At 69.6% G+C, this 13,205-nt stretch carries 13 protein-coding genes; 9 read left to right on the forward strand and 4 right to left on the reverse strand.

Annotated elements, in window-relative coordinates; translation table 11 throughout:
* Positions 1-2 precede the first annotated feature (2 nt).
* The 5 genes from NGH83_RS04720 to NGH83_RS04740 all read left to right on the forward strand — a co-directional run bounded on the left by NGH83_RS04720 (position 3) and on the right by NGH83_RS04740 (position 4,462).
* Positions 3-425 (forward strand): hypothetical protein, encoded by a 423-nt coding sequence (locus NGH83_RS04720; RefSeq protein WP_251857914.1) that lies wholly within the window; start codon positions 3-5, stop codon positions 423-425.
* 124 nt (positions 426-549) lie between these two features.
* Entirely contained in the window at positions 550-1,674 is a 1,125-nt protein-coding gene (locus NGH83_RS04725) for an LLM class flavin-dependent oxidoreductase (RefSeq protein ID WP_251857915.1), read from the forward strand.
* Position 1,675: 1 nt separating this feature from the next.
* A complete protein-coding gene (locus NGH83_RS04730) occupies positions 1,676-2,302 on the forward strand; it encodes an FMN reductase (protein WP_251857916.1) in 627 nt (208 codons plus the stop codon).
* 26 nt (positions 2,303-2,328) lie between these two features.
* Entirely contained in the window at positions 2,329-3,375 is a 1,047-nt protein-coding gene (locus tag NGH83_RS04735) for an FUSC family protein (RefSeq protein ID WP_251857917.1), read from the forward strand.
* 19 nt (positions 3,376-3,394) lie between these two features.
* Positions 3,395-4,462, forward strand: a complete 1,068-nt coding sequence (locus NGH83_RS04740) for an LLM class flavin-dependent oxidoreductase (RefSeq protein WP_251857918.1) — start codon at positions 3,395-3,397, stop codon at positions 4,460-4,462.
* Positions 4,463-5,008: 546 nt separating this feature from the next.
* Here the strand turns inward: NGH83_RS04740 and NGH83_RS04745 are convergent.
* Entirely contained in the window at positions 5,009-5,914 is a 906-nt protein-coding gene (locus NGH83_RS04745; RefSeq protein ID WP_251857919.1) for a LysR family transcriptional regulator, read from the reverse strand.
* A 99-nt stretch (positions 5,915-6,013) separates the two neighbouring features.
* Between NGH83_RS04745 and NGH83_RS04750 the strand changes: the two genes are divergently transcribed.
* Complete coding sequence (locus NGH83_RS04750; protein WP_251857920.1) at positions 6,014-7,234, forward strand: MFS transporter; 1,221 nt, start codon at positions 6,014-6,016, stop codon at positions 7,232-7,234.
* On the opposite strand, the gene NGH83_RS04755 is transcribed toward NGH83_RS04750, so the two are convergent.
* From NGH83_RS04755 to NGH83_RS04765, 3 genes are all read right to left on the reverse strand, one after another.
* Positions 7,191-7,832 (reverse strand): DedA family protein, encoded by a 642-nt coding sequence (locus NGH83_RS04755; RefSeq protein WP_251857921.1) that lies wholly within the window; start codon positions 7,830-7,832, stop codon positions 7,191-7,193. The genes NGH83_RS04750 and NGH83_RS04755 overlap by 44 nt on opposite strands.
* 66 nt (positions 7,833-7,898) lie before the next feature.
* Positions 7,899-8,936: an isopenicillin N synthase family oxygenase gene (locus NGH83_RS04760; protein WP_251857922.1), complete on the reverse strand. Its 1,038-nt coding sequence runs from the start codon at positions 8,934-8,936 to the stop codon at positions 7,899-7,901.
* Positions 8,937-9,202: 266 nt separating this feature from the next.
* A complete protein-coding gene (locus NGH83_RS04765; protein WP_251857923.1) occupies positions 9,203-9,943 on the reverse strand; it encodes a GntR family transcriptional regulator in 741 nt (246 codons plus the stop codon).
* Positions 9,944-10,060: 117 nt separating this feature from the next.
* On the opposite strand from NGH83_RS04765, the gene NGH83_RS04770 reads away from it, so the two are divergent.
* The 3 genes from NGH83_RS04770 to NGH83_RS04780 are packed head-to-tail and all read left to right on the forward strand — an operon-like array spanning position 10,061 to position 13,205.
* Positions 10,061-10,849 (forward strand): hypothetical protein, encoded by a 789-nt coding sequence (locus NGH83_RS04770; protein ID WP_251857924.1) that lies wholly within the window; start codon positions 10,061-10,063, stop codon positions 10,847-10,849.
* 56 nt (positions 10,850-10,905) lie between these two features.
* Positions 10,906-12,237: an ABC transporter substrate-binding protein gene (locus NGH83_RS04775; protein ID WP_251857925.1), complete on the forward strand. Its 1,332-nt coding sequence runs from the start codon at positions 10,906-10,908 to the stop codon at positions 12,235-12,237.
* Entirely contained in the window at positions 12,234-13,205 is a 972-nt protein-coding gene (locus tag NGH83_RS04780; protein WP_251857926.1) for a carbohydrate ABC transporter permease, read from the forward strand. Before NGH83_RS04775 ends, NGH83_RS04780 begins: the two co-directional genes overlap by 4 nt.

Genomic DNA, 13,205 nt, shown 5'->3' on the forward strand with positions numbered 1-13,205 from the left:
GCATGGCGTGGTGGCGCAAGCAGACGAACGATGGCAGCTTCCCGAAGACCGATGCCGGTTCCGGCTCGCTCGACGACTACCAGTACGGTCTCCAGCCGAAGAACGCGCGGGTGCTGATCCGGCTCGCGGGCAGCGACCCCTATCAGGCCGAGCTCGCGTCGCTGCTCGGCGACGAGGAACTCGCCACGGCGGGTGGGCAGCGCACGGCCGAGGAGGAGCGCACCGATGCGCCGATGCAGGTCCGCCTCTTCACCGGCACGAAGGTGACCGGGGTCGTCGGGACGGTGCCGCGCGGTTTGGAGTCCGCGGTGAGTGAGAGCTTCAGCAGGCTCGAGCAGCGCGGTGAGAAGCTGCGGATCCCCGCACGGGTGGTGCAGACCAAGAACGGCCTCCGAGTCGAGCTGCTGGTGGGGCGCACCCGCTGATCCGCGGCGCTGCGGTGGTCTCGGAACTCTCGCCGGGCGGCCGGGAATAGTACGGTCGAGGCGACGGTTCTCTCGACTAGTTCATGCGAATGCATGAAACCGGAAGGGCTCGGAGGAGCACATCATGCAGTTCGGAATCTTCACCGTCGGCGACGTGACGGTCGACCCGACCACCGGTCGCGAGCCGACCGAGTACGAGCGCATCAAGGCGATCCTGACGATCGCGCAGAAGGCCGAAGAGGTCGGTCTCGACGTCTTCGCCCTCGGCGAGCACCACAACCCGCCGTTCATCCCGAGCTCGCCCACGACGATGCTCGGCTACATCGCCGCGAAGACCGAGAAGCTCATCCTCTCGACCGCGACGACCCTGATCACTACGAACGACCCGGTGAAGATCGCCGAGGACTTCGCGATGCTGCAGCACGTCTCCGACGGGCGCGCCGACATCACCCTCGGCCGCGGCAACACCGGCCCCGTGTACCCGTGGTTCGGACAGGACATCCGTCAGGGCATCCCGCTCGCCATCGAGCACTACGCCCTGCTGCACCGCCTCTTCCGCGAGGACGTCGTCGACTGGAGCGGCAAGTTCCGTACCCCCCTGCAGGGCTTCACCGCGACCCCGCGCCCCCTCGACGGCGTGCCCCCGTTCGTCTGGCACGGCAGCATCCGCAGCCCCGAGATCGCCGAGCAGGCCGCCTTCTACGGCGACGGCTACTTCGCCAACAACATCTTCTGGCCGAAGGAGCACTACATGAAGCTCATCGCCTACTACCGCCAGCGCTTCGAGCACTACGGCCACGGCACCGCCCAGCAGGCGATCGTCGGCCTCGGCGGTCAGGCGTTCATGCGCAAGAACTCGCAGGACGCCAAGAACGAGTTCCGTCCGTACTTCGACAACGCGCCCGTCTACGGCCACGGTCCGAGCATGGAGGAGTTCACCGAGCAGACCCCGCTGACGGTCGGCTCGCCGCAGGAGGTCATCGACAAGTACGCCGCCATGCGCGACCACTTCGGCGACTACCAGCGCCAACTGTTCCTGATGGACCATGCCGGCCTGCCGCTCAAGACCGTGCTCGAGCAGCTCGACCTGCTCGGTGAGGAGGTCGTGCCGGTGCTGCGTAAGGAGCTCGCGAAGGACCGTCCCGCCGACGTGCCCGACGGCCCCACCCACGCGTCGCTCCTCGCGGCGAAGAACGCGGCCGACGCGACCGTCGCGCCCGAGCTCGCGACCGCCGGATCGGAGGCTTGACATGACCGCGCGCACCATCGCCGTCATCTCCGCCGGCCTCAGCAAGCCGTCGACCACCCGGATGCTCGCCGACCGCATCGCCGAGTCCGCCGCGAAGCGGCTCCGCGAGCGCGGCGACGAGGTCAGCGTCGAGGTGATCGAGCTGCGCGACCTCGCGCATGACATCACCAACAACCTGCTGACCGGCTTTCCGAGCGCCGCGCTCGAGAAGGCGCTCGAAACCGTGCAGACGGCCGACGGCCTCATCGCGGTGACGCCCATCTTCACCGCCAGCTACAACGGCCTGTTCAAGTCGTTCTTCGACGTGATGGAGCCCGACTCGCTGATCGGCATGCCGGTGCTCGCCGCCGCGACCGGCGGTACGGCCCGCCACTCGCTCGCGATCGACTTCGCGATGCGCCCCTTGTTCGCCTACCTGCACGCGAACGTCGCCTCGACCGGCGTGTTCGCGTCGACCGACGACTGGGGGAGCGACGAGGACGGGGTGAAGCCGCTGCCCGAACGCATCGACCGCGCCGCCGAGGAGTTCGTCTCGATGATCGCCGCCTCGACCCGCTCGAAGGAGCTGCGCGACCCGTGGGCGCTGCCCGCCGGGTTCCGTCCGAGCGGCCCCGCCGGCTTGGAGTGACCTCGGGTCGTCGTTTCGGTTCCGGGGTGACGGGCGCGCTGCGCGAGCTCGTCACCCTGAACCCCGGCCCCGACCGCACCGTCATCGCGGTGCAGGCGGGGGTCGGCATGGCGCTGCCCGTCCTCGTCCTGAGCCTCGCCGGGCAGCCCACCTGGGGACTCGTCGCGTCGAGCGGCGCCTTCCTCGCCATCCACTTCGGCGCGCTGTCGGTCCGGGAACGAGCGGCGCGACTGCCCGTCATCGCCCTCGCGCTGCTCGGAGCCGCGGCGCTCGCCGTCGCCGCGGCAGGCGTGCCCATCCTCGGACCCGTGACGCTCGGGCTCGTCTCGATCGTCGCCGCTGTGCTCCTGTTCGGGTTGAAGATCGGCCCGCCCGGCATGATCTTCTTCCTGCTGGTACCCGGCGGTGCCGCGCTCGCCGCGGCACCCTCCGAGCTCGGTGGGCTCGGCCTGCCGGAGCTCCTGGTGCTCGCCCTCGTCGCGGGCGGACTCGTCGTCTCGTACCTCGTCGCCGTCGCGCCCCTCGCCCTTCCCCGGTTCCGTGCGCGGCCCGAAGAGCGGCGCTCCACGTCACCGGTGCGGTTCTCGTTGCGCGGGGAATCGGGCGTCATCGTCGTTCGCGTCGCTGTCGCGGTGACGATCGCCGTGGCGCTGACCGCCGCGTCGGGTCTGCACGCCACGGTATGGACGACTCTCGCGGCCGCCGCGATCCTGCAGAGCGGCGTGCGACGTCGGATGACGGCGATGCGCGCGGTGCACCGGGTGGTCGGCACCGCCGTCGGCATCGTGCTGTATCTCGGAATGGCCGTCTTCGTGCCGTCGGGGTGGGTGCTCGCGCTCGTGCTCGGGATGCTGCAGTTCGGCGTCGAGTGGATCGTCGTGCGGCACTACGGCCTCGCGCTCGTGCTCATCACCCCGCTCGCCTTGCTCATCGCGGGCGGCGGGCACACCGGCGACTTCGGCGCGATCGCCGCCGACCGGCTGCTCGACACGGCCATCGGCGCGGCGATCGCGGTGCTGATCCTCGCGGTGAGTCTCCTTCGGGAGCGTGCCCTCAGGAATGCCCGCGACTGAATGGACGTTGGCGGTAGGGATGTCAGAACCGCTCCGCCTCTCCGTCCTCGATCTCGTCCCCGTCCGCGTCGGGCAGAACTCGGCTGACGCGATCGCCGCGTCCCTGGCGCTCGCGCAGAGCGCCGACCGGCTCGGATACACGCGGTACTGGTTCGCAGAGCACCACAACATGCCGTCCGTCGCGTCGACGACACCGCCGGTGCTGATCGCGCTCGCAGCGGGACGCACTGAACGCATCTCGCTCGGTTCGGGAGGCGTCATGCTGCCGAACCACTCGCCGTTCGTCATCGCCGAGCAGTTCGCCGCCCTCGAAGCGGCGGCGCCCGGTCGCATCGACCTGGGGATCGGCCGCGCGCCTGGCAGCGATCCGGTGATCTCGGCGCTGCTGCGTTCGAGCGGTCACACGAGCGATGTCGACACCTTCCCGCAGCACGTGCACGACGTGCTCGCGCTGATGGACGCCGACGGCGCTTCGCTGTCCCTCCGCGGTGCTGCTTCGTACACGGTGAAGGCGACCCCCGCGGCGTCGAGCGTGCCGGAGGTGTGGCTGCTCGGGTCGAGCGACTACTCGGCCCAGCTCGCGGCAGCGACCGGGCTGCCTTACGTCTTCGCCCACCACTTCTCGGGCGAGGGCACGCTCAACGCGCTGAAGCTGTACCGCGACGGCTACCAGCCGTCGGCGCGGCACCCCGAGCCGCGGACCCTCATCACGGTGAACACCGTCGTCGCCGACTCCCGCGAGGAGGCGGAGGCGCTCGCGCTGCCGCAGCTGCAGCAGATGGCACGGCTCCGCACCGGGGCCCCGATGCTGATGACCCCGACCGTGGAGCAGGCGCTCGCCACCACGATGACGCCCGCTCAGGACGAGATGGTCGAGATCATGCGTTCGAAGTGGATCATCGACGGGCCCGGAGCGGCCGCCGGCCGGATCGGCGACCTCGCGAGCCGGTACGGCGCCGACGAGGTCATGGTGGTGCCGGGCGCGGGCGGCCGCGAGGCCGACGCGATCGACCGGTTCCCCGCTCGCGAGCGCACACTCGACCTCCTGGCGTCCCAGATCCTCACTCCGACCCCGACCCCGGCGTGACCCCGACCCCGGCGTGACCCCCGCACCACTGACCAAATCAAGGAGATCTCGCGCGAATCGGCCCCGGATCCGCATGAACGTGTGACTAGGGCCTGCTTTTTCCTTGATTTGATCAGCGCCGGTCGAGCCACCCCGCCGGTGGCTGACCAAATGCAGGAGAAATCGACGCCGGACCCCGTCTGAGGCCCGAAAACGCCCCCTCCGGCGCAAAATCTCCTGCACCTGGTCAGCCCCACTCCGGCCTCACTGACCAAATCAAGGAGATTTCGCGCGAAACGGTCCCGGATCCGCATGAACGTGTGACTGGGACCTGCTTTTTCCTTGATTTGGTCAGTCCAGCCGGGTGAAGGCGCCCGGGGCTGACCAAGTGCAGGAGAAACTGGTGCCCAAGGGACTTCTGGGCCCCGAAACCGCCCATTCCGAGCAGGATCTCCTGCATTTGGTCAGACACAGCCGGTGTCGGTGACCGAATCAAGGACATTTCGCGTTGAGCGGGCTCGGATCGGCATGAACGTGTGACTGGGACCTGCTTTTTCCTTGATTTGGTCAGCCAGTGGGTGGAGGCGGGGTGACCGAGGTGCGGAGCTGGTCGAGGAGGGCGTCGACCGGTGCCGTGGTGCGCGGGCGGGTGATGGCCGACAGCTCCCAGCCGAGGCGCTCCGTCAGCGGCACGACCGCGACATTGCCCGCGATATCGGCGGCGGCCCCGAGTCCGAGGTCGGGGATGACCGCGATGCCGAGCCCTGCGGCGACGAAGCGCGGGATCTGCCCGAGGTCCGGCGCCTCGGTCGACACCGACCGTCGCAGGCCGCTCGCTGCGAAGGCGCGCTCGAGCACGACCCGGTTGCCGAACCCCTCCGGGGTGTCCACGAAGCGGTCGTCGGCCAGGTCCGAGAGGGCGACGCGATCGGCGTGCGCGAGCGGATGCGCGGTCGGCAGCACCGCCACGAAGCGCGTGGTGAGCAGCGGATGCACGGCGAGTCCGGCGAGATCCTCGCGCGGAAGTCCCATGAAGGCGACGTCGAGTCGGCCGGTGCGCACATCGTCCGCGAACCCCGTCGATCCGGTCGATGACGCGGTGAGTCGCAGGTCGACGAGCGGGTGGCGCGTCCGGAAGGCGCCGGCGAGTGCCGGCAGGTCGATGCCCGGCAGGTTCGTGAAGATACCGACACGCACGCGGCCGCGCAGCTCCGCGCCCGACCCGGCGGCGGCGGACCGCAGGTGCTCGACGCCGTCGAGCACCGCCCGGGCGTCCTCGAGCAGCGCCTGCCCGGCGGGTGTCAGCTCGACCCGTTTCGTGTCGCGGGTGAACAGCGTCGCGCCGAGGTCGCGTTCGAGCGCCCGGATGCCGGCGGACACGGTCGACTGCGTGGCGAAGCTCCGCGCCGCGGCACGGGTGAAGTTCAGCTCGTCGGCGACGGCCACGAAGTACTCGAGCAGACGGGTCTCCATGGTCGACAATCATCGAGGTCGGCAGTCATCGGCGCAATCGATGACAGAGAGCGAACAGACACGTTTCCCTCGATGACTGTCGAGGTCCACACTCGGAGCATGTCGACCCCCTTGCTCAGATCGCACGCCTCCACCGCCAGCCGTCCGCGAGCGCGCTTCGGGTTCTGGATCGTCGCCGTCACCTTTACGACGATCATGGCGTTCTCGACGGTGCCCACTCCGCTGTACGCGCTCTATCAGGAGCGCGACGGATTCCCCACCGCCGTCGTCACGGTCATCTTCGCCGCCTACGCGGTCGGCGTCATCCTCAGCCTTTACTTCGCGGGTCACATCAGCGATTGGCTGGGCCGCCGCCCGATCATCCTCGCCGCCGTTCTGGTCCAACTGCTGTCGGCGACGATGTTCCTCTTCTGGAGCGACGTCCCCGGACTTCTCGTCGCCCGCTTCGTCAACGGGGTGGGCGTCGGCATGCTGACCGCGACCGCCACGGCGCACCTCAGCGAACTGGGGGCGGCGCTGCGCGGACCGACCGACCGCCGCGCGAGCGTCATCGCCGGCTTCGCGAACCTCGGCGGGCTCGGTCTCGGCTCACTGATCTCGGCCCTCATCGCCGTGAACGTCGCCGCGCCGCTCGAAGCGCCGTACGAGTTCTTCCTGGTGCTGCTCGTGGTCGAGGCGATCGCGCTGCTCTTCGTGCCCGAGACGGTGGTGAAGCGCGAGGAGCATGTCGCGTATCGGCCGCAGCGGGTCGCGGTGCCGTCCGATTCGCGCGGCGTGTTCTGGGCGAGTGCCATCGCCTCTCTCGGCGCGTTCGCGGTGTTCGGCATGTTCAGTGCTGTCGCCCCGGCCGTCTTGCGCGGCGTGATGGGGGAGACCTCGCTCGTGGTCGCGGGTGCCGTCGCGTTCGCCGCGTTCGCCTCGGCGTCGATCGCGCAAGCCGTCTTCGTCGGCGCGCCGCTGCGCCGTCAGCTGCAGCTCGCGATCGTGTCGGCCGTCGTCGGACTCGTCGTCCTGATCGTGGGAACCCTGCTCGCCTCACTCGCCGCATTCGTCCTCGGCGCCGTGCTGACCGGCGCCGGCGTCGGCCTGCTCTTCCGCGTCGCGCTGGGCGTGGCCGGTGGGCTCACGACTCCGGAGCGTCGCGGCGAGGTGCTCGCGGCGGTGTTCCTGGCTGCCTACGTCGGCATCTCGGTGCCGGTGCTCCTCATCGGCGCCGCGTTCCTCGTCGCATCGCAGCCGGTCGTCGTCGCGGGCTTCGGGGCGGTCGCCGTGGTCGTCATCGTGCTGACGGGCGTCCGGATGCTGCGTCGCCTCCCGTGACCTCGCGGCGGGAGGCGATGCGTCCGGCCGCCCAGTCGACGGCGATACCGAGGCCGATCGCGACGACGACCGAGACGACCACCGCCACGAGCGGGTCGGTGCCGAGCCACGCGCCGACACCGGCCCCGACGAGCACGTTGAACACCGCCCAGCCGATCCCGGCGATCACCGATAGCGGCAGGAAGCGCCGGTAGTGGAACCGGGTCGCTCCGGCCGTGAGGTTCACCGCGATGCGGGCGAACGGCACGTACCTCGCGGTCAGGATCAGAACGGCGGCGCGGCGGGCGAGCAGCCGTTCGGCGCGACGGAAGGCGGAGGCGAGCAGACGCGGCCGGGAGGGCGGCCGCACGGTGACCGCCCGCCCGATCAGGTAGCAGGCGGAATCGCCGACCACTGCGCCCGCCGCGGCGGCGATAAGCACCACGACGACGTTCGGCGACCCGGTCGAGAGGGCCAGGCTGCCGAGCGCGACCACCGCGGTCTCGCTGGGAACGACGACGAGGAAGGCGTCGAGCACGACGAGGGCGAACAGTGCGAACGGCAGCCACGGCGCCGAGGCGGCGTCGACCAGCCAGTCCTGCAACCCGGTGAAGTCCACGACCTCCTTACCTACCGGAGGCGGGTGAACGGACGGGGTGGGTGAACGGACGGGGTGGCTCCTCGATCAATCCCGAGCGAGCACGTCCGCGTGGTGGATGGCCGCGACATCGGGATGGGCTCGCACCCGGCTCTTCCACGCGTTCTCGCCGTAGGTGGCGAAGATCGGGTTGCCCGGGTCGCGGGTCACCCCGCGCGCCTTCGCCCGCAGCTCCGCGGGCAGCTCCAGCTGCGGCACGCGGGCGTCGAGAGCAGGGTTGAAGAAGAACGGGATGGAGATCCGGTCGTCACCGAGCTTCGGTGAGATCACCCGGTGCACCGTGGCCTTGAGGTAGCCGTCCGTGGCGTATTCGAGCAGCTCGCCGATGTTGACGACGAAGGCGCCGGGCACCGGGGGAGCGTCGATCCAGTCGCCCTCGTGCTCCACCTGCAGACCGCCCTTGCCGGGTTCGACCCACAGCAGGGTGAGCACGCCCGAGTCCTTGTGCGCGCCGACTCCCTGCTTGGGTTCGGGATCGGACTTGCCCGGGTAGCGCACGATCTTGATCAGCGGGAACGGGCGCTCGGCGAAGGCGTCGTCGAACACGTCGGGCTCGGCGCCGAGCGACTCGGCCCAGGCGCGCAGCAGCGTCAGCGCCACCTCGGTGAGCCGGTCGCGCCATTCGCCGATCACGGGCTCGAGGTCGGGCTGAGCGGCCGGCCAGAGGTTGGGCCCCTCGAGCCGCCAGTAGTCGGCGTCGCCGTATCGTTCGGGCGCCGTCGGGCGTTCGGCGGCGACGTCGAGCTGTTCGCGCCAGTCGACGATGCCCTGCGTGCGTTCGCCGCCGACGCGGGTGTAGCCCCTGAACTGCGGGCTCCCGACGTTCTCGATCGCGAGCTTGTCCTCCTCCGCCAGAGCGAAGAAGGCGCGCACGTTCTCGTGCACGCGCTGCTCGAGCTCGGCCGGGATCCCGTGCCCGGTGAGGTAGAAGAAGCCGTACTCGTGCGTGGCTTCCCGCAGGTCGGTGCGGAACGCCTCGGCCTCGGCAGGCCCGGCGGCGAGGCGGGAGAAGTCGAGGACGGGAAGGGTCTTAGTGGAGGTGCCGGTGAGGGGCTGCGCGGTCATGGGAGCTGCTGTCTTTCGCGTCGGAGGATCCCGCTCGGGGCGGGGAGGAAACGGAAAGCGGATGCGCCTGCCGGGCCTCGTTCGTGACGAGGGCGCGCTCAGCGCATCCGCGGAAGACAGCGGATCGGGGCGGCGCGGAGAGCGCGCTTCGTCTGACCGGATCGCATACGCCTCAACCTAGGCGTGAGCCGGCGTGCGCCGGAAGCAGTGCGTCGTAATGTGACGCCCGCTCCTGGAGCGCTGCGTCAACTCAGCGGCACCGCTTCTCAACGGCGCAGCATCGTCGTGTAGAAGCGGTAGATACCGGCGCGGTACCTCGTGGTGCCGATCAGCAGGGCACGGCCGATGGGGTCGTAGCAGGTCTCTGCGGCGAGCAGCAGGGGCGAGCCGATCGGAACGTCGAGCAGTTCCGCGTCTCGGGCTTCGGCACCGATCGCCTCGACGCCGTAGCGCGACCGGGTCGGCGTGGTGCCCAGCGCGCGCATCTCCTCGTACAGCGACGTGTCCTCGAGGTCGACGGCGTCGATGCCGGGCGTGCGGCTGATCAGGATGACCGAGCGGTCGATGCAGGCGGGAGTGCTGCCGAGCGAGCGAAGGCGTTCGAGCTCGAGCACGGGGCTGAGCGGCGCGGTCATGAGCTCCGTCGCCTCGTCGATGGTGGCTTCGCGGATCACCCGCGACAGGACGCGGGTGCGCGGCTCGACTCCGCGCCTGCGCGCCATCTCGGTGAAGCTGACGAGCGTGCGCGCCGGCTCGCTGAGTGGGGCGTCGCTCACGAACCAGCCGGATTTCGGCGACGCGCTGACGACACCCTCGTCGGCGAGCAGCCCGAGCGCTCGCCGCAGAGTGGACCGACTGACGGCCAGTGAGGCGCCGAGCTCGCGTTCGCTCGGCAGGCGCCCCGTCGCGGCGAACGCGCCGGTCCTGATCAGCTCGCGGATGCGATCGCGGGCAGCGCGCACGGTCGCCGACACGTCGTCGACTTCGACCGCCCCCTCGTGGACCATGCCCCGAATAGTAACGCCATACCAGTACAGCCATTTGGTCTTTTCTGGTTTGTTCTGGTCCCATTCGTGTGCATCTTCCGGTTATGGTTCCGAGGTCCCCAACGACGAGGAGTGAACGTGAGCCTTCCCATCGAGATCGGTGAGAGCGTCGCCGGCCTGAGCGTCGAGCGAGCGTCTGCACTCCACGCCCGGATCGACGCAAGCCGTGGCGGACGTCTCGTCCTCGGTGTTCCCGCCGGTCGCACGCTGGTGCCGGTCATCGAGGCTCTCGTCGAGAAACTCCGCGCCGAGCCGCTTCCGCTCGACCACATCGTCTTCGTCCTCATGGACGACTACGCGCTGCCCACCGACGACGGCGGATGGCGCATCCCGAGCACCTCGGCGCACTACAGCTGCCGCCGCTTCGGAGAATGGATGCTCGCGGAGCTGAACGAGGCGGTGTCTCCGCTCGCGGGGATCCCGACCGCGTCGCTGTGGTCGCCCGACCCGTCCGAGCCCGAGTCCTACGACGCCGCCATCGCGGGCATCGGCGGAGTCGACCTCTTCTACGTCGCCGTCGGCGCCTCCGACGGCCATGTCGCCTTCAACCCGCCCGGCACCGCGATCGATTCGCGCACCCGCATCATCCCGCTCGCCGAGTCGACGCGGCGCGACAATCTCGGCACCTTCCCCGAGTTCGAGTCGCTGTCGGATGTGCCGACCCACGGGGTCAGCGTCGGACTCGCGTCGATCGCGGACGCCCGCGAGATCGAGATGATCGCCTTCGGCGACAACAAGACCGCCGCCATCGCCCGCCTGCGCGACGCCACCGACTTCGACCCGGCATGGCCTGCGACCTTCGCGTACCGGCACCCCGCGGTCACCCTGTACGTCGACCGCGCCGCCGCGGGCGTCGCCACCGTCTGACCTCCCCCTCAGCACCACCATTCCGCAAGCACTTTTCACCGACGAAGGAGCCCCACTTGCGTAAGAAACTGATCATCGCCCCGCTCGCCGCGGCGGCACTCCTCCTCAGCGGCTGCACCGCAGGCATCGGCGGGGGTGGCAACACCGACGGTGGTGAAGACGACAAGACCCCCGTCGAGATCACCATGTGGAGCTTCTTCGGCGACCGCGAGAAGGACGTCATCGACGCCCGCCTCGAGGCCTTCACCGAGGAGTACCCGTGGATCACCGTCGACCACGTCGGCGGCCAGAACGATGACACGCTGCTCCAGGCGGTCCGCGGGGGAACGGGACCCGACCTCGCGCTCTCGGGCAACAGCGAGGCCGTCTCGAGCTACTGCTCCACCGGCGTCTTCGAGGACCTGCAGTCGTACATCGACGAGTCGGAGGTCGACATCGACCAGATCCTCCCGTCGACCCTCGCCTACACCTCATACGAGGACACCCGGTGCGCACTGCCGGTGCTCGCCGACGTCTACGGGCTGTATTACAACACCGACGTGTTCGCCGAGGCGGGCATCACCGAACCGCCGACCACGTGGGACGAGCTAGCGGAGGACGCCAAGGCGCTCACCGTGTTCAACGCCGACGGCAGCATCCAGCGCGCCGGCTTCGTGCCGTTCCTCGACTTCTTCGAGAACAACGTCGCCACCTGGACCCCCGGCTGGGATCTCACCTGGTACGACGACAGCGGCCTGGCGGCCATGGCCGACGACCCCCAGTGGGCGGCGATGCTCGAATGGCAGAAGGAGCTCGTCGACTGGTACGGCTACGACAACCTGCAGCGCTACGTCTCGACCATCGGCGGCGAGTTCACCGCCGAGAACCCGTTCCACACCGGACAGCTCGCGATGATGGTCGACGGCGAGTGGCGCGTCGCCTTCGCCGCCGACCAGGCTCCGGACCTCGCCTACGCGACCGCGCCGATCCCCAACGTGAACGAGGACGAATACGGTGCGGGGATCATCAGCGGGACGACGGTCGGCATCCCGCGCGGTTCGAACTACCCGGAAGCGGCCTGGCTGCTGGCCCGCTACCTCGCCACCGACACCGACAACCTCGTGCAGCTGACCCTCGAACTGCGCAACGTGCCGACCACCACCGACGCGCTCGCCGACGACGAGGTGCGCACCATCGAGCAGTTCAACACCATGCTCGACATCGCCGGCAACGAGGCCACGCGCTCCGTTCCCGGCACGCCGGCGGGTGCCGCGCCGCGCGAACTGCTGAGCCAGTTCGCGCAGGGTTGGCAGGCCGGATCGGCGACCGATCTGCAGGGCGGACTCGAGGACGTCGCCGCCCAGATCGACAGCCAGATCGAGCAGGCCGCCGGAGGCAACGCGCCGTGACGGCCGTCGCATCCCGCACCGCCGGACCCGGGGCGACCCGGGTCCGGCGGGGGAACCCGTGGCGCACGCGCCTGACGATCCTCGCGTTCCTCTCGCCGGGGATCATCGGGCTGGCGGTCTTCTTCGTCTACCCGCTGGCGGCGAACCTGTACTACTCGTTCACCCGCTACGACCTCGTCAACCCGGCTCAGTGGGCGGGGTTCGCGAACTACCAGTTCATGTTCGACGGCGACCGTCAAATCGGCACCGCGCTGCGCAACACCCTGGTGTTCTGCGTCGTCTCGGTGCCCGTGAGTCTGGCCTTCGCGCTCGGCGTCGCGTCGGTGCTCGCCCGCATCCGCTCGGGGGCGGGGATCTACCGGACCCTCTTCTACCTGCCGACCCTGCTGCCCCCGGTGGCCGCCGCGATGGCGTTCTCGTTCGTGCTCAACCCGGGTACCGGACCGGTCAACGCCATCCTCAAGTTCCTGGGGCTGCCGCAGCCGCTGTGGTTCCACGACCCGAACCTGTCGCAGATCTCCCTGCTGATGTTGACCACCTGGGGCGTCGGCAACACGATCGTCATCTTCCTCGCGGCCGTCAACGAGGTGCCGCAGGAGCAGCTCGAGGCCGCGCAGATCGACGGTGCCGGGCCGCTGCGCCGATTCTGGAGCATCACCATCCCGACGATCTCGCCGGTGCTGCTCTTCGCCACCATCACCGGCGTCATCGCCAGCCTGCAGCTGTTCTCGCAGCCGTACGTCGTGAGCACCGTGATCGGCGGCGGCTCCGGGTCGGCGGCCGACAACCTCGGGTACCCGCAGAACACGCTGCTGTTCTTCACGCAGGTGCTCTACCAGCAGGGATTCCGCTACTTCAACATGGGCTACGCCGCGGCGCTGTCGATGGTGCTGTTCGCGGCGACCCTCGTCGTCACCGTCATCATGATCGCGGCCACTCGGCGCGGCATCCACTCCGAGGAGAGCTGA

This window comes from Herbiconiux sp. L3-i23, from assembly GCF_023734115.1.
Classification (GTDB): Bacteria; Actinomycetota; Actinomycetes; order Actinomycetales; family Microbacteriaceae; genus Naasia.